11 protein-coding genes are annotated in these 21687 nt (G+C 61.7%); 6 read left to right on the top strand and 5 right to left on the bottom strand.

Annotated features, from left to right (window positions below; all coding sequences use genetic code 11):
- Positions 1–3: 3 nt before the first annotated feature.
- From ACQZ6F_RS30630 to ACQZ6F_RS30605, 6 genes are all read left to right on the top strand, one after another.
- The gene (locus tag ACQZ6F_RS30630; RefSeq protein WP_449094965.1) at positions 4–1467 is read left to right on the top strand and encodes an aldehyde dehydrogenase; all 1464 of its coding nucleotides are present in this window, start codon (positions 4–6) and stop codon (positions 1465–1467) included.
- Positions 1468–1472: 5 nt separating this feature from the next.
- Positions 1473–1787 (top strand): NIPSNAP family protein, encoded by a 315-nt coding sequence (locus tag ACQZ6F_RS30625; protein ID WP_449094964.1) that lies wholly within the window; start codon positions 1473–1475, stop codon positions 1785–1787.
- A gap of 52 nt (positions 1788–1839) precedes the next feature.
- Positions 1840–2850: a polyamine ABC transporter substrate-binding protein gene (locus ACQZ6F_RS30620; protein ID WP_068389383.1), complete on the top strand. Its 1011-nt coding sequence runs from the start codon at positions 1840–1842 to the stop codon at positions 2848–2850.
- Between the two features lie 117 nt (positions 2851–2967).
- Positions 2968–3840 carry an ABC transporter permease gene (locus ACQZ6F_RS30615; RefSeq protein WP_449094963.1) on the top strand — a complete coding sequence of 291 codons (873 nt, stop codon included), beginning with the start codon at positions 2968–2970 and terminating at the stop codon, positions 3838–3840.
- A gap of 1 nt (position 3841) precedes the next feature.
- Positions 3842–4642 (top strand): ABC transporter permease, encoded by an 801-nt coding sequence (locus ACQZ6F_RS30610; protein ID WP_449094962.1) that lies wholly within the window; start codon positions 3842–3844, stop codon positions 4640–4642.
- Positions 4639–5718 carry an ABC transporter ATP-binding protein gene (locus ACQZ6F_RS30605; RefSeq protein WP_449094961.1) on the top strand — a complete coding sequence of 360 codons (1080 nt, stop codon included), beginning with the start codon at positions 4639–4641 and terminating at the stop codon, positions 5716–5718. The genes ACQZ6F_RS30610 and ACQZ6F_RS30605 overlap by 4 nt, the downstream gene beginning before the upstream one ends.
- Before the next feature lie 53 nt (positions 5719–5771).
- Here ACQZ6F_RS30605 and ACQZ6F_RS30600 read toward each other — a convergent pair whose 3' ends face one another.
- The 5 genes from ACQZ6F_RS30600 to ACQZ6F_RS30580 all read right to left on the bottom strand — a co-directional run bounded on the left by ACQZ6F_RS30600 (position 5772) and on the right by ACQZ6F_RS30580 (position 21686).
- Positions 5772–8063, bottom strand: a complete 2292-nt coding sequence (locus ACQZ6F_RS30600; RefSeq protein WP_449094960.1) for a transglycosylase domain-containing protein — start codon at positions 8061–8063, stop codon at positions 5772–5774.
- A gap of 49 nt (positions 8064–8112) precedes the next feature.
- Positions 8113–14112 carry an alpha-2-macroglobulin gene (locus ACQZ6F_RS30595; RefSeq protein WP_449094959.1) on the bottom strand — a complete coding sequence of 2000 codons (6000 nt, stop codon included), beginning with the start codon at positions 14110–14112 and terminating at the stop codon, positions 8113–8115.
- A gap of 7 nt (positions 14113–14119) precedes the next feature.
- Positions 14120–19765, bottom strand: a complete 5646-nt coding sequence (locus tag ACQZ6F_RS30590) for a lysozyme inhibitor LprI family protein (protein WP_449094958.1) — start codon at positions 19763–19765, stop codon at positions 14120–14122.
- Between the two features lie 356 nt (positions 19766–20121).
- The gene (locus tag ACQZ6F_RS30585; protein WP_174075098.1) at positions 20122–20292 is read right to left on the bottom strand and encodes a hypothetical protein; all 171 of its coding nucleotides are present in this window, start codon (positions 20290–20292) and stop codon (positions 20122–20124) included.
- 392 nt (positions 20293–20684) lie between these two features.
- Positions 20685–21686: a Gfo/Idh/MocA family protein gene (locus tag ACQZ6F_RS30580; protein WP_449094957.1), complete on the bottom strand. Its 1002-nt coding sequence runs from the start codon at positions 21684–21686 to the stop codon at positions 20685–20687.
- Between the last annotated feature and the right edge of the window lies 1 nt (position 21687).

Raw genomic sequence — 21687 nt, 5'->3', positions numbered from 1 at the left:
CCCATGCAGCGCTTCCAGTCCTACATCAATGGCGAATTTCTGGACGGGGAAGCCCGTTTCCAAAGTATCGATCCCGCAACGGGCGATGTCTGGGCCGATATGCCGGAAGCGCGCGAGGGCGATGTCGATGATGCCGTCAATGCCGCCGAGCGCGCCCTTTACGAGGGCCCTTGGGCCAGGTTGACGGCGACGCAGCGCGGCAAGCTGCTCTATAAGCTCGCCGATCTCGTCGCTGCGAACGCCCAAAAGCTCGCCGAGCTGGAAACGCGCGATACCGGCAAGATCATTCGCGAGACCTCGGCGCAGATCGCCTATGTTGCGGATTACTATCGCTATTATGCAGGGATCGCCGACAAGATTGAGGGATCCTACCTGCCGATCGACAAGCCCGATATGGATGTCTGGCTTCGCCGCGAGCCGATCGGCGTCGTTGCCATGGTGGTGCCGTGGAACAGCCAGCTCTTCCTTTCCGCCGTCAAGATTGGCCCGGCATTGGCCGCCGGCTGCACCATGGTCGTCAAGGCCTCGGAAGACGGCCCGGCGCCGCTGCTGGAATTTGCCCGTCTGGTGCATGAAGCCGGCTTTCCTGCCGGCGTCGTCAACATCCTCACCGGCTTCGGCCCTTCCTGCGGCGCGGCTCTGGCGCGGCATCCGAAGGTCGCCCACATCGCCTTTACCGGCGGCCCGGAAACCGCACGCCATATCGTGCGCAACTCGGCTGAGAACCTCGCCTCGACATCACTGGAACTCGGCGGCAAGTCGCCCTTCATCGTCTTTGCCGACGCCGATCTTGAAAGCGCTGCCAATGCCCAAGTCGCCGGCATTTTTGCCGCGACCGGCCAAAGCTGCGTTGCCGGCTCGCGGCTGATCGTCGAGCGCAGCGTCAAGGACGCGTTCCTGTCCATTCTCAAGCACAAGGCCGAGGCAATCCGCATCGGCGCGCCGCTCGACATGGCGACCGAAGTCGGCCCGCTCGCGACAAAGCGGCAGCAGGATCATGTGGCAGCCCTTGTCGAAAAATCAGTCGGGAGCGGCGCACGTCTTGTCGTTGGAGGCGAAAGGCCGGATGGCGAGGGCTATTACTTCCCGCCGACGATCCTGGATTGCGACGGCGTCGCTTCACCGTCGCTGACCGAGGAATTCTTCGGTCCGGTCCTGTCTGTCGTCTCTTTCGAGACGGAGGCCGAAGCGCTGAAACTTGCCAATGATACCCGCTATGGGCTCGCCTCCGGCGTCTTCACCCAAAATCTCACGCGCGCCCATCGCCTGATGAAGGGGATCCGCGCCGGCGTCGTCTGGGTCAACACCTATCGCGCGGTATCGCCGATCGCCCCCTTCGGCGGCTTTGGTCTTTCCGGGCACGGCAGGGAAGGCGGCATTGCCGCGGCACTCGACTACACGCGCACGAAGACGATCTGGCTGCGCACGTCAGATGATCCGATCCCCGATCCCTTCGTCATGAGGTGAGGCCGATGTTCTATGAAATCCGCACATACCGGCTGAAGAACGGCGCGATCCCGCAATATCTCAGGGTTGTCGCGGAGGAGGGGATCGCCATCCAGAAAGCCCATCTCGGCAATCTGATCGGCTACTACTATTCCGAGATCGGAACGATCAACGAGATCGTCCACATCTGGGCCTATGCGAGCCTCGACGATCGTGAAGCACGGCGTGGGCGACTGGCGGCCGATCCTGAGTGGCAAGCCTTCCTGCCCAGGATTCGCGATCTGATCGAGGTCGCGGAGAACAAGATTATGAAGCCGGCCAGCTTTTCTCCCGCGGGATGAGCGGCGGCGGCATAAAGCATGACTGGAAGACCAAAAAAAGGACAAAGGGAACATGAAAGCAAGAATTGCACTCGCGGCCTTTGCCGCAATGATGGCCGCCTGCTTGCCTGCGAAGGCCGATACCATGGTCTTCACGAGCTGGGGAGGAACGACGCAGGATGCCCAGAAGGTTGCCTGGGCCAACCAGTTTACCGAAAAGACCGGCATCGGCGTCATGCAGGACGGCCCGACGGATTACGGCAAGCTGAAAGCCATGGTGGAGGCTGCCCGCGTGAGCTGGGATGTGGTCGATGTCGAAGGCGATTACGCGGCTCAGGCCGGCAAGAACGGGCTTCTGGAAAAGCTGGATTTCTCCGTCATCGACAAATCCAAGCTCGACCCGCGTTTCGTCAGCGATTATTCGGTCGGCAGCTTCTACTATTCCTTCGTGATCGGCTGCAACGCCGATGCCGTGAGCGCCTGCCCGAAGACATGGGCCGACCTGTTCGACACGAAGAAATTTCCGGGCAAGCGCACCTTCTACAAGTGGTCGGCACCTGGTGTAATCGAAGCCGCCTTGCTGGCGGACGGTGTCCCCGCCGACAAGCTCTACCCACTCGACCTCGATCGTGCCTTCAAGAAACTCGACACGATCAAATCGGATATCGTCTGGTGGTCGAGCGGTGCGCAATCGCAGCAACTTCTGGCATCGGCGGAAGCGCCGTTCGGCAGCCTCTGGAACGGTCGCATGACCGCGCTTGCCAATAGCGGCGTCAAGACCGAGACGTCGTGGAGCCAGAATATCACGGCCGCCGACTCCCTCGTCATTCCCAAGGGTGCTCCGAACCTGGAGACGGCGATGAAGTTCATCGCGCTTGCAACATCGGCGCAGGCGCAGGCCGATATGGCGAAAGCGACGGGATACGCCCCAATCAATCTCGGTTCGGCCAAGCTGATGGACCCGGAAACGGCAAAAACCTTGCCGGACCAACAGACGGCCGGCCAGGTCAACGCCGATATGAATTACTGGGCTGAAAACCGCGATGCCATCGGCAAGAAGTGGTACGCCTGGCAGGCGCAATAAGCCTCAGGACGCTGACAATAGCACCGCGGGCCGATGTTCGCGGTGCGGTAATGCGAGGTGCGGGTGTGCTTGGCGGCCAAGGTTGCCGGGCTAGGCTCACGGTGGGAAAGAATTGCCATGTCGACATATATTGACGTTGCGGATGAAACTGCACCGACTCGCAAGGCGGTAAGGCCCACCGGGTTCGGGCAGGTGATGCCGGCGCTCATCTTCGTCGCAATCTTCTTCGTCTTTCCGGTCATAGCACTTCTGCTGCGCAGCGTGATGGAGCCGACGTTCGGGCTTGGCAATTATGTCGAGCTGCTGGGCTCCGAGACCTATGTGAAAATCTTCGCCAATACCTTCATCGTCTCCGGCCTGGTCACTGTGATATCGCTGCTGATCGGCTTCCCGGTTGCCTGGACGCTGGCGATCATGCCTTCGAGACTGGCTTCGGTCATATTCGCGATCCTGCTTCTGTCGATGTGGACCAATCTGCTTGCAAGGACCTATGCCTGGATGGTCTTGCTGCAGCGGACCGGCCTGATCAACAAAATGCTTCTTGGCATGGGTCTGATCGACAAGCCGCTCGCGCTCGTCAACAATCTCACCGGCGTCACCATCGGCATGACCTATATCATGCTGCCCTTCATCATCCTGCCGCTCTATGGCGTCATCAGGAAGATCGATCCGGCGGTGCTGCAGGCAGCCGCTCTTTGCGGTGCCAACCGCTGGCAGTGTCTCACCCGCGTCCTGCTTCCGCTCGCCGCTCCCGGCATGATGGCGGGCGCCTTGATGGTTTTCGTCATGTCGCTCGGCTACTACGTCACTCCGTCGCTGCTTGGCGGCACGGCGAACATGATGCTGGCCGAGCTGATCGCGCAATTCGTGCAATCCCTCGTCAACTGGGGGATGGGCGGTGCCGCGGCCTTTGTCCTGCTCGTCGTTACGCTATCGCTCTACGCCGTCCAACTGCGGCTGTTCGGCACGCAGAATGCGGGAGGGCAATGAGATGTTGCTCAATTTCGATCGCCTCGGCTGGTGGAAATATGTGCTTGTCGCCATCACGGTTCTGACGGCCGCCTTCTTGCTGTTGCCGATACTGTTCATCGCGGCGCTGTCATTCGGCTCGTCGCAATGGCTGATCTTCCCGCCGCCGGGCTGGACGCTGCGCTGGTATGGCGAGCTCCTTTCCGATCCGCAATGGCTGGAATCGGCCTGGACGAGCTTCAGGATTGCGCTGATCGTCACGGTGCTTTCGGTGTTGCTGGGACTGGTGACCTCATTCGGCCTCGTGCGCGGCAAGTTCCTGTTTCGCGATGCGCTGAAGGCCCTGTTCCTGACGCCGATGATCCTTCCGGTCGTAGTCTTTGCCGTTGCGCTCTATGCCTTCTTCCTGCGCATTGGCCTTGGCGGCACCTTGGTCGGTTTCGTTCTCTCTCACCTCATCCTGGCGCTGCCCTTCTCGATCCTATCGATCTCCAGCGCGCTCGAGGGTTTTGACAAATCCATCGAGGATGCTGCCGTTCTTTGCGGCGCCTCGCCGCTTGAGGCAAAGATCAGGGTCACATTGCCCGCCATAAGCCATGGGCTCTTCTCCGCCGCCGTCTTCTCCTTCCTGACCTCCTGGGACGAAGTGGTCGTGGCAATCTTCATGGCGAGCCCGACGCTGCAGACATTGCCGGTCAAGGTCTGGACGACGCTGCGGCAGGATCTCACCCCGGTCGTGGCTACCGCCTCCACGCTTCTCATTCTGTTGACGGTCATCTTGATGGCGCTGGCCGCGATCGTACGCAAGGTTCTGAAATCATGAGCGAATCCTTCCTGAAAATCAAAGGTATCCGCAAGGAATACGGCCCGGTCGTTGCGGTTCACGATGTGAATCTCGATGTGCGGCGCGGCGAATTCCTGACCTTCCTCGGCCCCTCCGGCTCGGGCAAGAGCACAACGCTCTACATATTGGCCGGCTTCGAGAACCCGACCAAGGGCGATATCCTGCTGAATGGCGAAACCTTGCTGTCGACACCATCGCACAAGCGCAATATCGGCATGGTGTTCCAGCGCTACACGCTGTTCCCGCATCTGACCGTTGGAGAAAACATCGCCTTTCCGCTAAGGGTACGCCGCAAGTCGAAGGCAGACGTCGATAGCCGGGTCAAGGAGATGCTCCGTCTTGTCCGCCTCGAAGGCTTCGAGGATCGCAAGCCCGCCCAGATGTCCGGCGGCCAGCAGCAGCGCGTCGCGCTTGCCAGGGCGCTTGCTTACGATCCGCCGGTGCTTCTGATGGACGAGCCGCTATCGGCACTCGACAAGAAGCTTCGCGAGGAGATCCAGCACGAAATAAAGCGGATCCACCAGCAGACGGAGGTGACGATCCTCTACGTCACCCACGATCAGGAAGAGGCATTGCGGCTTTCGGATCGCATCGCTGTCTTCTCGAAAGGCGTTATCGATCAGATCGGCACTGGGCCGGAACTCTACGCCAATCCACGCACCCGCTTCGTCGCCGAATTCATCGGCGACAGCGATTTCATCTCCTGCCGTCTGCTATCATCGAATAATGGGCAGGCGACAATCTCGCTTGGCGAGCAGGCGGTTTTCGAGCGCATTCCGGTTCATGGGCGGGCTGCCGCCGGCGGCAAGGCCGCCTTGATGCTGCGACCGGAGCGCATCCGGCTTGGCCGCAAGGCGGGAGCGGAAAATAGTCTCAGCGCCACCGTCGGCGACATTACCTTCCTCGGCAACAACGTCCATGTCTCAACGTTGATCAGCGCCGGCGAGACCTTGTCCGTGCGTCTGCCCTTCGGCCACGAGGCGATTTCAGGCCTCAGCCGCGGCGATCGTGTCCACCTGGAATTCGATCCCGATGCAGCCCATGTGTTCTGCTGAAGCAATACCAGCGAAAGTGCGTGGAACGACCCGGCCGCTAGACCGCAGTATTCTCATTGCACATAGACCGGAACGATAGCCGAGGTTTCGTCGCGATAGGGCAGGCGGATCTGAAACCGGTGTGCACCGCTCTGGATGGGCCAGAAAACCGGCTTGTCGGGATCGGTGATTGCGAAGGGCTCGCCATCGACGTACCAGACGATCTGCGGCACATGCGGCTGGACATCGGCTTTCAGGGCCAGCCGATTGAACACGGCCGGCTGTTCGGGATTGCGCCAGATCTGGCTGTTGCGCGCAGGCGTCGAAATGGCAAGATGGATCTGCGGACTGGAAGCGTCGGCATTGGCGGGTGAGTAGCCCTTTCCTCTCGCTGCCACAGCGCTGATGGGCAGAGGCTTGAGATTGCCATCCGGACGAGGTTGCACGGCTGCCGTCTTCGGCATTTCATCCGGCTTCAGCCATTCGACCAGCGTCTGGCTGCAGGTATTGTCGTTCGCCTGTCCATTGACGACGCAAACATCGACCGGCTTGCGGTCCGGTGGCGTTGGAAAACGCGCATCGGCGATGTCTCCGGGCTTGTTGCCGTGAACCCGATCGATGATATCGTGCACGAGACGCGCGGCAGTCCCGGCTCCGGTCATCCGGTTCATGGTGCCGTTATCACCGCGCCCGACCCAGACACCGACGATCACCTTCTCCGAATAGGCCATGGCCCAGGCATCCCGATAGCCCTGCGAGGTGCCGGTCTTGATGGCGACGGGGAAGGGATATTCCAGCGAACCATAGCGATGGAAGCTGGGCAGCCGTGCCTGCGGATCGGACAGGAACGATGTCACCAGTCGCGCGGTGTCGAGGGACATGATCCGCACGGATTGTGGCTGTGGCTGCTCACGCGCCCAACGCAGGTCCTGCAACTGGCCGTCATTGGCGAGCGCGCCATAGGCCCGCATCAGTCTATCGAGACGTGTCGGCAAGGAGCCGATGGCCATCGACAGGCCGAAATAATCGGCTGGTGTTTCCAGGTCATGCAGGCCGAGATCGCGCAAGAAGCGGAAGCTCGTCTCGAGACCGATCGTGCGCAGCAGATTGGTGGCGGGCACATTGCGGGAATTGGCAAGCGCCTGTCGCGGCAGCATCGGCCCGAGGAATTCGCGGTCGGCATCGCCGATGCCGGAGGCGCCCTCTTGCAGATCCAGCAACATGTCCGTGGGCTTCAGCAGGCCGCGCTCGAACGCCAGCGCATAGATGAAGGGTTTCAAGGTCGAGCCCGGCGAACGCAGTGTCCGCGTATAGTCGAACGCGCCGGCATGGCGGCCGTAATAACTGCTCGATCCCACTTGGGCCAGAACCTCGCCTGTCTGGCGCGACACCACCATGACGCCGACCTGCTGCGCGCCCGCGGAGCGCCAGTGATCGAGATGTTGTCGCGCAAGAGCTGTTACATCGGCCTGGAGAGCGAGATCGATCGTCGTGTGGATCAACGGCATGCTGGCGGAGGCGGGAGATATCTGGCCGCTCTCGATAAGATCGTGATAGCGCAATATCAGGTGCAGCGCATCCGGACGGCGCGGCAGATTGGGCATCTGTACGCTGTCAAGCTGACGATGTGCGATCTCGGCTTCATCAGTGCTTATGACATCCTGCTTCAGCAGGACGTCCAGCATCTGGTGGCCGCGTTGAAGGGCCCGACGCAGGCCCTGCGGCCGCAGCGGATTCATCCGCGTTGGCGATTGCGGGATCGCCGACAGCAGGGCGATTTCCGCCCAGGACAGATCCGCCACCGGCTTGTCGAAATAGAGCCGCGCCGCATGGGCAATGCCATGACTGCCGTTGCCATAGGGCGCCAGCCGCAAATATTGCGCCAGCACGGCCTCCCGGCCGTAGCGCAGGGTCAACAGGATACCGGTGCCGGCCTCCAGGATCTTGTGCACGAAGCTGCGCGATTCCGGCTGCTGCATGCGCGCCACCTGCATGGCGATCGTCGAAGCGCCGGAGCGGTGTCTCGCCGCGCCGAGATTCTGCCAGGCCGCACGGCCAACGGCATAAGGGTCAACGCCGGCATGTTCGAAGAAGCGTCTGTCTTCCAGCGCCAATGTCGCCTTGACGAAGCGGTCAGGCAGTTGCTCCAGCGGCCAATAGCCATAATCGACACGGCCGCTGGCGTCGTCGCTGTGGCCAATCTGCGCAAGGAAAGCACCGCTACGGTCATAAAGGATCGGTGTCGGTGCAGGCGCAATCAGCTGCGCGCGCTGATTGATGAGATATCCGTAGATCACCGCGCCGGCGACGAGCACCAGCGAAGAAAAAAGAACAAGCTTTGATCGACGGCTTCTCAATAGTGTCATAGCCCGGCCGGCTGGCTCCTTGCCTGATATTCGTCCGTATCGTGATGGCTTATTTTGCCACCACGATCTGCACCGCGGCACTCGTTCCCTGCACGCCCTTTTGGTACATGGTCTCCGCTAGCGCTTGTGGCTGCGTATAGGAACCGGGGATTAGGGCGCGCATACGATAGGCAAAGGTATAATTGCCCTTCGGCAGCCTGTCAGAGGCGGAGAATACCTGATCGTCCCCATAGGAAACCCAGTCCGAGGGCAGGGTTGAGGCCGCCGCAGGCGTCGCCTCGGCCGGAGCCGTGGCGATATTGGGATTGAGAGGATCCAGTCCCGCTGCAAGCGGCATGGTAAGGGCCACGTGGGTGCGATCTTCGGAGACGACCAGTTCGACCCTCTCCTCCAATACATCGCCCACTTTCAGGGCAATCGTGCCGTTTGCATCGGGGGCCAGTTTCTCCAGCGGCGCATCGCCGGCAGCGACGCGATAGAGCGTGCGTGTGAGGGCAAAGCCCTGGCTCTGTGCCTGCGCCTTGTAGCCGGCTTCGGCGGGGAGATAACTGGTTTCCACCAGCGCCAGAGCGGATGTCGTCCCCATATTGTTGATGGTGACGCTGCCGGGATCCAGAGTGACCTCCCGTAACACCGGTGCATTCGCGTCCAGCGTACGAGATTGAGCGACGCCGTTCTGAGTGAGGGTCAACGGCAGGGGTGTCGTTGGCCTCTGCCACGCCGTTGCCAGGGCTCGGATCGCCGCCGACGTGGCGTTGGTCGAGCCCCATCCGTCGCCTTCACCCAATTGGAGCAGGGCATTTTTCAAAGCGGGATAGCGCGGATCTGTCTCGGAGGTCAAAGCCGCCGCGCGCACCATCTCCGCCAGGCTGCGGGCTTCCGAAGGAAGGATGATCGGGTTGCCGCCATCCTGCGTCTGACCATTATAGACCAGTTCGCCATTGCGGGAGAGAATGTGAACACGCGACCACATCGCATCGGCCAGGCCACCGACCAGACGCGGGTCGGCATCCGGCGCGCCCGCTGCTGCCGCGGTCATCCGGGCAACGCTGACATTCGGCATCAAGGCCGCCGAACGGGCCAATTCAGCCGTATAGGCCGGGTCGAGCTTGCCGCCTTCGGCCAGAGCCGTCAGGGCCTCGACCCGTTCGCGGATCTCGTCGCCGGTAATGAGATGCGGATAATCCGAGCGAAGCGACAGTTTCAGCACGCTGGCGAGACGATCCGTTAAAGCCTTGTCGGTGGGTTCGCCCGCCTTGTCTGCCGCGACCAGGAAGGAATAGGCCCAGGCTGTCAGCGAGACATTGCCTTTGCTGTGCGGCCAGAAGCTGACGAGGCCGTCGGAATCGACCGCCTGGCCGATCGCCAGCACGGTGTTATGGACATCGTCATCTATGCGCTTGTCCAGCCTTGCTGCCGCCAGGATGGGTGTAAAGCTCTTGAAAGCGACGCCGGAGGAGGCCAGCGATATCCGCTGCTCGGTGGAGCCATAGGGCGATTCCACGAGAACGTTGAGCCCGGCAACCAGTTTCGCCAAGGCTGGATCGGACGTCAGGGTCATGACACGCTGGAACGATCCAGGACGAACATCCTCCTGCGGCGCCGACAGTGTTTTCGAACCGCCCGCCGGGATTTCGACGATCTCGTAGTGCTTGGTCGGGATGCGGTCGGGCTTCACCGGCAGCGTGATTTCAACGTTGTCGCGGGCATGGTCGGCCTGGCGCTCGACGCTAAAGCGCAGTCGCACATCCTCCTTGCCGGGCTTTGGCTCGGGCACCGAGGCAAGAACGCCGATGTGAGCCGGCTTGTTCTGTTCCCACGTGAAAGAAACATCCTTGCTGCCCTGCAGCGTCAGGCCATCGGATGCGATGGCGGCAACACCGCCGCCGCCGCCACCTTCGACCACGCGGGCTATGACGCCCGCCTCGAATTGGTCTCCGGACCGCAGGAAGCGGGGCAGGGCAGGCTGGGCCACGATTTCCTGCCGGATCAGCATTTCGCCGGTGCCGTAGCCGAAGCGGTCCGGGCCGCTGACGGCCTTCGCACGCAGCTTGAAGACGGTGAGCGAGTCCGGCAGCTTCACCTTGATCTTGGCAGTGCCATCCGGGCCGACTTTCACGTCGGGAAGATAGATCGGGACCGGTGTGAAATTCTTGCGGACGGAAATATTATTGTCCGTGCCCCAATCCTCGCGCTCATCGCCTCCGGGCACCTCGTCGAGAGGAATGATGCCGAAAGCCATGTTGCGGGTATCGCGCAGAGTCATAGTTGACTGGCGCTTGACGATGAAATTCGGCAGCGGGTCCAGCGGCTGCTCGGTTGCAAGCGACAGAACGGCCTGGTCGATCATCCAGAAGGTGGCATTACCCGCGATCGGATGACCCAGGTCATCGGCCAGATGCAGGGTTACCTCCACCTCGTCGCCGGGGCGCGCCTTCTTCGGATAATCCATGGAAACGGTGACCGTGTTCTTCACCGGCTTGACCGTCACCGTCTTCGTGGCGGCGATCGTCACGGGTTTGCCCTGGTCGAAGGGTGCGTTCGGCGAGGGAGTGCTCGTCTCCAACCGGCCTCTCATGATGAGGAAGTGCACGGGGACCTCAGGCATATATTCCTTGCGGACGGTCACCGCATAATGACCGTAGCCATCGGCGATATCGACCCAATCATAGCGGAACTTACCCTCCGGCTCCTCGATGACGGCCAGAGCGCGGGCTGTCTGGAAGGGGGATTGGATCAGAAGATTGGCCGTTTCGCCGGGGATATAGCTGTCTTTATCCGTGGTCACGATAGCGGTGCGCGCAGGCGCCTGCGACCAGGTGACCGGCGTGTTGCCACCGACGAAAAAGTCGACGCTCACCTGCTGGCGACGACCGATCTTGTCGGTGGCCTCGAGCTGGATGATATAGACGCCGGCGTCGGTTGCATTGAGCGCAAGGGTCTGAATATCCTTGGTGCTGGTAATCTTTCGCTCCAGCACGGTTTCGTCCATCTCCTGGGTGACGTATTTCGCCGAACCCTGGCTGAAGTCGCTTGCCTGCAGGGTCGAGGTCCAGTTGCGATGGATCAGGCGCGCCGTCATCTCGAGCCCAGCGACGGCATCGCCATTGCCATCGACGGCCAGGATCTGCGGTTCGATTGCACCGGGCTTTGCCACATAGCGCGGCACCTTCAGGCCAAGCACGAAAGGCGGGACTGCATAGACATTGGTGATGCTGCGAACCTGCAGATCGTCATCGCCGGTAACGGTCGCCTCGATCATGTAGCGGCGCGGTTGTGCCGTGGGTTCGATCGTCGTGTCGAAGCTGATGCGCGAGGCGCCACCGGCATCCGTGCTGCCATCGCGCTCGAGCGCGGGCGAAGACTTGAACTCGTCACCGCCGGAGTAGCGCGAATCCGTTGAAAACAGAAAGCCGTCATGGCCAGGCGGCGTCCAATTGTAGGGATACTGCACGGCGCGCCAACGGATCGGGCGGTCTGCCAGCAGGCCGCCGGCAAAATAGCGCGCGATCAGATCGACGTTAAACGAGGAGTCGAGCGGTACGGTCTGCGGATTGTTGAGCACGACTTCGAATGTCGGCAGGCGATAGGCCTCCTTCTTGAAGGAGATACTGCCGCATTGGACTGTGTTGTCGGCCGTATCGCCGGCATCGTCGCTGACGGCGGCGTTGCCATTGGCATCTGCCGGCTGGGTGGTGTCGGACTGGGCATCGTGCGCCTTGCCGTCATCCGTATTCCCGTCGTTCGTCTGGCTGTCGACGTTCTCGTCGTCATTGCCGGACTTCTGCTCCGGCGCCGTCTGGTCCGCCGCCTTCGCCACGTCGCCCGGCTCGAAGTGAACCTTGTAATCGCCGGTTGCCGGCGTTTCGGCATCGAATTTGTGGTAGAAGCTGCCAGCTGCGTCCAGCTTCACCGGCACGCGCCATTCCTGTTTGTCGGGGCCGGTGATCACGATCTGGCCGCCCTGCTTCGGCAGCGTCAGATGGCCGCCGAGGTAGTTGCGGACATATCCCTTGATATGAACAGGCTCTTCCGGGCGATAGATCGGCCGCTCGGTAAAGACGTGGCAGAGAGTACGCGCCTGCTCGACACGATCCTCGTCGGGATTGGTGGTCCAATCGAGCCACGAAGCGGCCGGTTTGGTCCAGTTACTCTGGGCATATTGCGCCGGAGCGTGATCGGGATCGATCACGAGAGTATCCAGTCCCTTGGTCACGATGACGCGACGAATCTTCGCCTCGGCGCGTTGCTTGAGCTCCCAGGAGAAGAAGCCCTGTGCATCCGTCGTCCCGGTCGCGAGCGTGACGTATTTCCCGTCCCGCAAACCATCCAGTTGAATTTGCGCACCGCTAATCGGACTGCCGGTGCCGAGCGATGTGACCGCAAAGCGCACCCGGTCCTGTTCTTCCACCGCGCTCAAAGTCAGGTCAGTGACTTGCACTCGCAGCCAATGGCGGGTCTGGTTGTCCACCGCGCGCAAGCCGATAAGGTAGGTGCCGGGTTGGTCGGCGCCGGCAATCTTGGCAAACAGAGGCTTCAGGTCCAGACCGAACTTGGTGTCGACGCCGCCCTTGTGAATGGGGAGATCCACGAATTGGGAAATGGCGGGTGATCCCAGTGCCTTTACCCTCGCTCCGATGGCATCGGCCGAGATATCGTCGCCGGTCGCCCATTTCTGCGGCTCCTTGCCGGGCAGAGGCGGTGCGTCATCATCCTTCGTATCCAGTCCCGCTTGTGGGAACGGCCAGAAATCGCGCGATAGCGGGTCGATCGCGTGGATGCGCACATCGGCCCGATCGTAGCCACGCCCGCGCACCGGCACGAGCTGCGGACCAAAGCGCTCGACAACGCCCTGCGACGCGTCCCAGACGAGTGAGGACTGCTCCGGCGAAAAGGCGAATTTCTGGCTGAAACCGGTCGCCAGCGGTCTTCCCCGATCGTCCTTCAGAGCACCTGCGGCAACATTGAGCGTATAGACCTTGTCCGTGAGAAAGCGGCCATGGACATAGAGACGTCCGCTGCTTGCTTCCGCCGTCAGGTCGTCAACAGGCGGAGTAATGCGCAAGGCATCTCGGACCGACAACTGCTCTCCTGCCACCGGGTTGCTGGAAAACCGGAAAAGCAGACCACGGCCCTGGCCCGACGAAGAAGCTGGCGTCCCTGCATCGGCATCCTCGACCGGATTGCCGTTGTCATCCACTGCGCCGCCGGAGTAGCCGGCGGTCGAGTTGGACGTGCAGCGCATGATGCCATCCGTCGTGGCCGCGTCGAAGCCGCGCCCGCAATCGGAATTGGTCATGGTGAAGGGCACGGCGGTGCGCGCGCGCAATTCAAAGATCTGATCGCTGAAATCCTGCGTATCGGCCAGTTTCAGCCGCACAAGCACAACGCGGCCATCGGGGACACTCGTGTGCAGCTTCACCACATAGGATTGCTGATCGCTGCGGCTATTGCGCTCGAGCGGCTGGATGTCGAAATCCTTCGCGCCCAGCATCAAGCCGCCTTCATCGCCGATCCCGGGCGCCGGGCGCAGTTCAATCGACAGCAGGCGGGCGAGCGCGGCGATATCCACAGGCTCGGCGAAGGTCAGCGTGATCTGGTCGAGCTCATTGACAGGATCGTCACCTGAAGCCGGAACCGTGGAGACCGGCACCGGCAGCAGCGATATCAGTTCCGTCTGACTGCCAGCGTCCTTGTCATGGCCAAGCATCTTCACCTTGACGCGGGCGAGCGGTTGCCACTTGTCGGCGGGTCGGAATTGCAGGGCGCGCGGGCCGAGCCATTGCCAGGCGCCGGCAACGGCCGGTTCCATCGTCACAAAACGCTCCGGGGAATCCTCGGGGCCGCCGCCTGCCGGCCCCGTATCCGCAGGAAAGAAAATCGTCACGGGATCATAGGCGCGCAGAAACTTCTCCGGCACGATCTTGACGCCATCGGCGCGTTGCAGAACGTCCAATGCCGGCGACGGAGCGCCCTGCTGGGCATAGCCGCTTGAGATCAGTGCCGAAGAGGCGAGAGCAAGGGCAAAGAGAAATACAATCTTTTTCATTGGCCTCTCACTTCGATCCCGTGGGCTTCAAGCCGGCACGCTGCAGATAATCATTGATAATTTCAGGCGGCGGACCCGCGGGTGGTGGCGTCAGGCCCACCACCGTCGGCCTGACGACCAGAGTCGGCGCGTCGGCCGGCGCCCGCGCTTCCAAAAGATAATAGCCGGCATCAAGCTTCTTGAGCTGGTTGACGCCCTCACCAAGCAATTGGCCCTTGGCATCCAGCAGGCGACCAATGGCAAGATCCGGATCGGAGCGCAAGCCGGCGCCGATATTGCCGCTGTTCTTGACTTCGAAGCCGAACAGGGCCGTTGTGCCTGGTGCAAGCACCACAGGTGCACCGATGCCATCGCTGACCGGAACGACAGGCGCTGCCGTCAGATCCAGGTTGCCTGACAAGGGGCCATCATGGGTGGAGTAGAGTGTCAACACTGCCTCGCCCGCCGCAACATAGCGATGGAATTCGGCTCCAGTCGGGAATAGCTGCAGGTCGCGGTGGCCATTCTGCTCCAGGCTGACAATGACAGGCGCGTCGCTGCTGACGTCCAGCACCATCGGTTGGGCCGGATCGAGGCGGAAGGCCATGGCCTCGCCCTCAAGCGTCACGCTTTGTGGCAGGGTAACGGACTTTGGCTCCGGCTTGGGCCAGGGCGATTTGCCGCCACGTTCCAACCACAGCGCCGCCAACCCGGCACCATGGTCGAGGATCAGCTGGCCAGGGCCGGATAGAGAAATGCTATTGCCACGCGAGACCCGACCGTCAGCCCCAATGAAGGTCGCGAGACCGCCGGAGACATTCAGAACATCGCCGTTTTGGGCGTCGACCGCGATCTCTTCCGATCCGACAGTGCCGAAGAACCGACGCTTGATCTGATCGATACCCAGCGTAATCACCTGTCCAGGTGACAGGCTGACGCGTACCGATGCGGCGGCATCGGTCAGGTTGACGAGCCAGATCTCTTCCGCCGACGTTGCGACATTACGTGAAAGAGGCGTCGTGCCGGACCACACATTCAACAACTGTGAGGCCGAAGGGGCGGAGACGACGGCGATGCCGGGCGCAAGATCAAGCGTGAGCCGCTTGGCCCCCGCTGCCAGCTTCACCGGCCGCGCGCTGAGGGCGGGTATGGTCGCGGTGAAGCTGCCGTTCAATGCCACTGCCTCGAGTTCGGCGGCATCGACAGGCCGAAGCCGCATCTGCAGGCTCTCATCGCTGCCGGCGTTGCCGATATGCAAATCCTGATGATCGGCCAGGGCGACCGCGCTGTTGAGGCTGACGCCCATGCCGCGCCCGGCATTGAGGCCTGGCTGCCCGAAGGCCGAATCCGCACGCCACAACCGGATTTTGCCCGGCAATGGTGCTGTCGCCGGAACAACTGCCTGGTCACCGGGCGCGAGCGTCAGCGCGATCTCGCTATTGGGTTCGGCAGGGCTAACCCGCACATGGCCGTCCTTGCGGGCAACCAGCCACAGTCGATCCGTTTGCGGGGCAAAAAGTCCCGATGTTGCTGTCGCAAGCGGTCGATCACCACTTGCTCCGGCAAGCAGATCCGTGACGGTATCGAGCTCGACAAGGCCTGCCGATGGTGCGTGCACAAGCGCAACGTTCAGTGATAGACCAAGGCCATCAATGGTTACGGGCTCCAGGGCAATATCGCCGGGCTCCCGAATGGCACTGATAATGCTGCGCGTGGCGATCTTGATGGGTGCAGCCCCGCCGTCGAGTGTCCAGACCGAGGCGCGCCATTGCGCTTCTCCGTCAGATACGGGCCAGGCGATGACCGGCGTACGGCCTCGGGCAAAGGCTTGTGACTTCCAAATGCCATCAGTACCGCGCTTTTCCAGTGAGAGAACCAGCTCGCTGGTGGATTGCGCCGCAACGAGCGCAAGTTGATCCTTCACGCCGGCTGGCAGAGGGAAGGCAAAGACGGAGGCGCCTGTGACGTCAGCGGTGCCGTTGGGGCCAAGCGCCGGCTGCAACACTTCCTGCGGCAAGGCAAACTGAACCTCAATATCCCCGGCACCGACCTGATCGTCACCGTCAGACTGCTGGTCGCCATCGGCTGAATCGGTTTCCTGACTGTCCGAATTCTCAGTCTGCTGGCCGTTGGCCGTGCCGGATGTTGCGGCAGCATCAAGGGACAGCGTATAGGATCCGGCCGGCAGCCGGCTCGACAGCGCGATGTTCCAATCATCGCTGCGGCCGGCAAGCCGTTCGATCACGGTGCCATGGCCGTCCTTCAATACGCCTTTGATTTCACTGCGGCCGAACGTGCCGAGACTGACCACGTGGTCCTTATCGACATTGAATGAAAGCTCGGCCGGGAGATTGACGAAGCGCGCCTCGCCTGGCTGCAGAGCCTTCGTGTTCAGGGTAATCTGATAGTCCAGCCGGTCGTCATGGGCGAGGCTCACGAGATCAATCCGGTAGTGCCCCGCCTTCAGCACGCCATTAAACTGGGGAGAGGCGACAAACCGGGCGATCTGGTCCTTGTCGTCACGGAACAAGGTTCCGATCATGCCTTCGGTGAGGTCGATGCTGACGTCGGCGTCGGCGAAAAGGTCGAAAGTCCAGCTATCGGGAACGCGTGGGTCGCTTTTGCTCTGAGGCTCGCGCCATTGAAATGCCTGAGCCTCGTTGAAGGCCAATGGATGCGGTCCGTGGCCCTGCAGCTGCGGCGGGTCGATGAGCGGCCTCAGCCGGGCGACAAAACGCGTATCGACATCGCGAGGCAGGATCACCAGACGATAATGACCGGGGGTGAAATCCTGACTCAGTGTGGAGAGCGGCCCGGGCGCAGTCAGCGGCCACCCCTCGGAATCCTCCAGGCGGGCGCTAAGATCGCCGCCAAGAGAATAGAGATCAAGTTGATAGGATCCCGCATTCGCTATTTCGATCGGCACGACGGCGCCACGACCACCTGACAGGCTTCCGCGGCTGGTGCCATCCGAAACCAGGGTTGCGGCCGTCAGCAGCGAAGCCGGCATAACGCTAAGGCCGAGATGACCGGAGGAATTCTGCGCTGACACTGCAACCTGATAGGTTCCGGCGCGCAGATAGGTCTGCATCAGTGCATTGTGCCCATCGCCATTGTCAGACGCTTGTCCGAGTTTCGGCAGGAACGACGTGCCAAGGCTCAATGATGTCTGCAGACGGCCGAGGGTTTCGATGCGGTAAAGTCCGCCTTCAGCAACATCCAGGCGATAGGATTTCTGTATATCCTCGGCGAGATCGAGAAATTGCCGTTGGCCGGCAATCAAGGGTGCTGCGGGGGCAGCCGGCGCGCTTCGCTTCGCTGCAGTTGCATCGGGCTGCCAGCTGACGCCAATGACCTGGGGAGCCGAAGGTGCCGGGAAGCGCAGGCTCAAGGTTCGACCCGATGCGTCGGCGCGCTCATTGCTGGTGGCGAAAGCGACAGGCGCATTATGGATGTCAAATGCGGTGATCGTCCCGCCGCGCGGCACATGCACGTCGATGCGCAAATCCGCCGGCGATGCGGGCCGTGACAATGCATTCGCATCATCGGCGGCAGCCTTTTGAGCCTGCGGAACGGGCGCCGGCACATTGGACATCGGCTGGCTTTGTGCGGGCTGCGGCTGCGCCGAAGCATCGGTGGGCTGCCAAAGAGCCAACGGCCGCGCCTGCAGATCGGCAGGCAACGCGACGGCGCGTGGCCCGGTCAGCAGTCCTGGGGCAACATTGGTGATGATCTCGTAGCTCGTCGCCTGCTCGGCGTCCCGGATACCAAATGAAATGCTGGTGCGCGCCGGTGCCGCAGGCTGGATCGGCGGCACGACACCCGGCGTGCCAAAGGCGAGGTCGACGATGCCAACCGCATTGTTGTCGGGCATGAGGCGCAGCAGATAATAGCCGGCGTCCAAATCGAAACGATCGGGGATGCGGCCATCGGCGCGCGGCGCATTGCCGACCAGTACCGGGCTGATATCGGCGTGGAGGGCAACGCCCGAGGTTTTGATCGCGATCTGGCCCGCCTGTGTCATCTCGAACAGAAGCGAGGTCGGTCCGCGCAAATTGAAGCGCCGATGCCAGGCCTGGCCGGGGCTCAAATGCGGCGTGTCGGACGCAACGATGGTGGCCTTGCCGCTGCTATCCTGACGCAGCAGCAGAGCCGTAGCCGGGATCTCGTCGCCACCTTCGCCGGCAACATCGAGACTGATGAGATTAGGCACGGAGCCATCGAATTGCGCCTGATTGCTGAACCGCAGTCCCCGAACCTGAAAGCGCTGGCCCTCATACCCCGACACTTCGACAATGCCGGCTTGGCCGTTTGCCGAGAGCGCAAGCGTGGCAACCGGTTCTCGGCTTGATTTAACGATCGAGGCACTTTGAAACGCGGTTGCCGCGCTGGAAATACGGCCGGCGCGAAGCACCGCCGGCGCTGATTGCGGCAACTCAAGTCGGAAGGTGTCTAAATCCGCAGGCGCCTCGAAACGGACCGAACCGAAAGGCCCGATCACGCCTTCGGCAATCCCCGCGGCCAAGGACATTTGCGTGCCGGCGCGGATGTGAAATGGCTCGGCGGCGTCCGAGTTGGTCCAGACAAGCTTCTGGCCGCCATAGGCCGTTACCAGATAGCGGCCCGGTTCGACTGCACCGGCCAGCGTGGCCCGTGTCATGGGGACGCCCGGCTTCAGCTCGAAGATCGACAGCCTCGGTGAGAGGTCGGCAATATCGGTGCCGTTTCGCCACAAGCGCAAATCCTGAAGCGAGCGCCCGACCGCCTCGATGTCGACGCGCCCGGAATCGGGAATGTCGATCCAATAGGATCTTTGCTGGAGATCGCTCAGCTCGCCATCGACCCCTGTGGTGGTCAAGGCCGCATCGAGACTTTCAAGCTCCTGATAGGCCTGGGCCGTTAGCTTTACAGTCCCGGTGGCTCCCTTCGCTCCGAATACACGAATCTTGTAGGTGCCCTTGTCGAGCAGCGCATCGATGCGGCCGTCGCTGACGCCAGGCGCCCCCATGCGGTCGCCCGGGCCTGCGATCATGTCCACCAATTGGAGTGCTGCGCCCGTGCTGCTCTGGGTGCGGATGGTGATATGGCCGGGGGTATCGACAGTCAGCAGGGTGCTGCCGTCCTGACCGGCAGGCAGTTGCTCCAGGGCCAAATGCGGCTGCGCCACGGGTGGGGGCAAGGCTTTGGCGGGCGCGGGTTGAGATGCGACGACAACGGGCGGTGCCGCCGGCTCCTGTATCACGGGCGTCTGCGTTTCGATTGCGGGTGACGCTGCAGGTTTGACCGGCTGACCGGAAGATGCGGAAGTATTGCTGTCTGCCGAAGGGACTGCTGCCTTGAGGGCCGCAAGTCGTGTCTGGTATGCGGTCGCCAGGCATTTCGAAAGGCCGATTGAGTCCGGTTGGACACAGGATTTGTTCCGGTCTGCCAACCAGCGGCGCTGTTGCTGCCGCAGATCACTCAGCTTTGCCGGATCGCCAGCAAGATCGACCAGGGCCTGCCGATAGGAAGCGGCCAGGGCGGCATCCTGAGAAATCAGGGTTGGCGAGGCACAAATCGCCTTTTCGATAGCAGTCTGGGCCTTGCCGCAATCAAAGGATTGCGCTTGGCAGATCGCCGGAAAAAGACCGAAACCGAGGGCAACAAAGGCGAGCAGGCGAGGGGCGAAAGCCATAGGTAACTCGTTTCTTAAGCAGCCGGTCCGCTACTCAATATGAGCTATCTTCGCGCAAGACAAGAGCTACCTGACAGCCTCGGAAATCGAGGCGCCCTCCGCAAGGCAGATCCTCCTAGATGGAGAACGACCGCTTGCAGGCTCCCGGTTCCAGTGATCTGGGGTCTGCTTTCTGTCATTCTCATAAGATGGCCACGAGAGGCGGAGAGATGCTCGCGCAATGCCGATCAGGTGAGACTACCTATGGAGCCATTGTCCTATTGATCGACCTATCTGGAAGAGGCCTGTCAGGCCAAATGTCACCAAAGACTTACCGATTGTGACTTTCGGCGCCACCGGCGGCGCGAACACGCCGCTCACAATTGTTCGCCAAGAGCGAAAACCACTGCGATTACAGTCGCGACGAGAGTGATCAGCGGAATAGCAAGCTTGATCCAGTTTCCTGTCAGCGCCCCGATTCCGGCGAGCAGCATGAGCGCTGCCAGCAGCAGCACAGCCAGTAGCGCCAGCATCACAAACTTGAACACTCGCCGCCCTCTTCCGGCTGAAGGTGGAGGGCTTTCCGGCCAGAATTGCTGCGGCGGCGACCGCAAGGATCGTGCCGCAGGATGACGGTGTGTCCTCTTGATAGACATCGACATATCTCGTTGAAAGTGAAGCTTAAGCCATTCGTTTGAGGTCATTGTCTTCTCATATCCGCGCGCTCGCCCACTGGAGTTCGGGACGAAGTGCCATGGTGGATAAGACACCCCGAGTGTTGCGACCTGATCGGCGGTATGTGGAGGTTACGTGGAGACATCAGGCGGTTTGTCCCGGCCAATGATCGGGCGCCATATGTCGATGCCCATCGCTGCGCGCACGGAGATCGAAAATTCGCGCCCTTGGCGCTCGCCGGATAGGATGCAGTGACCGGCTGGTGTTATGCCGGAGTGGATCCTAGCATTTTGTCGATGAATGCATGAGCCCGCAGGGCGTCATCACCGGCAACAATCAGCCGCTCTCCCCTGGTGATGGCACCGACAAAATTTGCGATAATCTCCCGATGAAGCTCGTGGCCGAAGGCCATGGGGTCGCTTCCGAAACCGGAGGCCATGTTGGCGCCGGCATTGACCGTACGGCCGTCATGCATGGTGGCCTGCAAGCTGTCGCCCGTCAGGAATGCTGTGCCCTTCGTGCAGATCAGCTCGATCCTCTCCGGATAGCCGGGGTAGGCGCAGGTCGTGGCGTTCAGTGTTCCGGTCGCACCGTTCTCGAAGGAGAATACCGCATTCACCAGATCCTCGGTTTCCATCCGGTGAATGGGTGTGGTGCGCGCGAAAGCCGACACCTTGGCCGGCACGCCTGCCAGACCGAGCAGAAGATCGATGGCGTGGATGCCCTGCGTCAGCAGGACGCCGCCGCCATCGCGCGCTAAGGTGCCTCTGCCGGGTTGGTCATAGTATTGCTGCGGCCGCCAGTTGCGGACACTCAGCGACGCTTCGAGAATGGTGCCCAGCTGCTCGGTTCGCAGCATATCCTGAAGCGTGGTGAACGAGGACCGGAAACGGTTCTGCAATACGACCGACAAAAGCAAACCGGCCTTGTTCGCAACCGAAACGATCGCCTTTGCGCGATCCAACGATATGTCCAGCGGCTTTTCCAGCAAGATGTGCTGGCCGGCCATTGCGGCCTTCTCGACAAGTTCGAGATGCGTGTTGGGCGGCGTCAGAATGAGAACGGCATCGGCGAAATTGCGATCAAATATCTCTCCAAGATCACTGACGGCCGGAAAGCCATGCTGAGCAGCGAAGGCGAGGCGGCGCGTTTCCGTCGGGCTGTAGACGCCGACGACCTCGACCTGATCGGCGAGATCGATCAGGCTGCGGGCATGATGTCCGGCCGCCATGCCCAGTCCTACCATCACCACCCGCAGCCTTGTCATC

Source organism: Rhizobium sp. A22-96 (genome assembly GCF_053521805.1).
This window is presented reverse-complemented; position numbering and strand designations above follow the sequence as displayed.

Coding starts and splice junctions, on each gene's coding strand:
- ACQZ6F_RS30630 (WP_449094965.1), top strand. CDS start 4: ATGCAGCGCTTCCAGTCCTACATCAATGGCGAATTTCTGGACGGGGAA.
- ACQZ6F_RS30625 (WP_449094964.1), top strand. CDS start 1,473: ATGTTCTATGAAATCCGCACATACCGGCTGAAGAACGGCGCGATCCCG.
- ACQZ6F_RS30620 (WP_068389383.1), top strand. CDS start 1,840: ATGAAAGCAAGAATTGCACTCGCGGCCTTTGCCGCAATGATGGCCGCC.
- ACQZ6F_RS30615 (WP_449094963.1), top strand. CDS start 2,968: ATGTCGACATATATTGACGTTGCGGATGAAACTGCACCGACTCGCAAG.
- ACQZ6F_RS30610 (WP_449094962.1), top strand. CDS start 3,842: ATGTTGCTCAATTTCGATCGCCTCGGCTGGTGGAAATATGTGCTTGTC.
- ACQZ6F_RS30605 (WP_449094961.1), top strand. CDS start 4,639: ATGAGCGAATCCTTCCTGAAAATCAAAGGTATCCGCAAGGAATACGGC.
- ACQZ6F_RS30600 (WP_449094960.1), bottom strand. CDS start 8,063: ATGACACTATTGAGAAGCCGTCGATCAAAGCTTGTTCTTTTTTCTTCG.
- ACQZ6F_RS30595 (WP_449094959.1), bottom strand. CDS start 14,112: ATGAAAAAGATTGTATTTCTCTTTGCCCTTGCTCTCGCCTCTTCGGCA.
- ACQZ6F_RS30590 (WP_449094958.1), bottom strand. CDS start 19,765: ATGGCTTTCGCCCCTCGCCTGCTCGCCTTTGTTGCCCTCGGTTTCGGT.
- ACQZ6F_RS30580 (WP_449094957.1), bottom strand. CDS start 21,686: ATGACAAGGCTGCGGGTGGTGATGGTAGGACTGGGCATGGCGGCCGGA.